The organism is Streptomyces sp. NPDC050422, from assembly GCF_044458665.1.
In the GTDB taxonomy this organism is placed as follows: Bacteria; Actinomycetota; Actinomycetes; order Streptomycetales; family Streptomycetaceae; genus Streptomyces.
Genome location: NZ_JBITIE010000068.1, coordinates 1 through 1,129, shown reverse-complemented (window position 1 = coordinate 1,129; position 1,129 = coordinate 1). Strand labels below are relative to the sequence as shown.

The window sequence follows — 1,129 nt, the reverse complement described above, 5'->3', positions numbered from 1 at the left end:
CTAGTGACGTGAGTCGGAGATTCGCTGGCAGTAGGACGCGACTTTGTCGAGGATCTCGTCGGCGGTCCTGGTCCAGATGAAGGGCCGTGGGTGGTCGTTCCAGTCGGCGATCCAGGACCGGATGTCGCGTTCGAGTGCTTGGACGGAACGGTGGATGCCGCGTTTGAGTTTCTTCTGTGTGAGCTCGGCGAACCATCGTTCCACCAGGTTCAGCCAGGATGAGCTGGTCGGTGTGAAGTGCAGGTGGAACCGGGGGTGGGCCAGCAGCCACTTCTTGACGGCCGGTGTCTTGTGGGTCGCGTAGTTGTCGAGGATCAGGTGCACCTCGAGGCCAACCGGTACTTCCTTGTCGACCTTGGCCAGGAACTTTTTGAACTCGGCTGCCCGATGGCGCCGGTGCAGTGAGCCGATCACTTTGCCGGTTGCCACTTCCAGAGCCGCGAACAGGGTGGTGGTGCCGGCACGGATGTAGTCGTGGCTTCGGCGTTCCGGGACACCCGGCATCATCGGCAGCACGGGCTGGGACCGGTCCAGGGCCTGGATCTGCGACTTCTCGTCCACGCAGAGGACCAGTGCTCGTTCCGGCGGGTCCAGGTAGAGGCCCACGACGTCGCGGACCTTGTCGATGAAGTACGGGTCCGTGGACAGCTTGAAGGTCTCGGACCGGTGCGGGGCGAGTGCGAACGCCCGCCAGATCCGGGAGATCGCCGACTGCGACATGCCGGTGGCGGCAGCCATCGATCTGGTCGACCAATGGGTGGCGTTCTTCGGCCGCTCCTCGAGTGTCTTGACGATGACCCGCTCGACGTCAGCGTCACTGATCTTCCTCGGTGCACCCGGCCGCGGTTCGTCGGACAGGCCGTCCAGGCCCCGTTCGATGAACCGCCGCCGCCAGGTTCGGACCGTGTCCGCAGCAACATTCAGCCGCCGTGACACCTCCAGAATCGAGCGCCCCTCCGCACATGCCAGCACGATCCGCGAACGCTGGGCCAGGGCCTGGGACGTCGAACGTCGACGTACCCACCCCTCCAGCACAGCCCGTTGGGCATCGGTCACCGACAACGGCGGAATCTTCGGACCCGGACGACTCATACCCAACCAACGACAAAACTCCGACTCAGGTCACTAG

General features: G+C 64.2%; 1 protein-coding gene. It reads right to left on the bottom strand.

The features are described 5' to 3' along the window. Positions 1 to 1,092: an IS630 family transposase gene (locus ACIBJG_RS38815; RefSeq protein WP_399315073.1), complete on the bottom strand. Its 1,092-nt coding sequence runs from the start codon at positions 1,090 to 1,092 to the stop codon at positions 1 to 3. Positions 1,093 to 1,129: the final 37 nt, after the last annotated feature.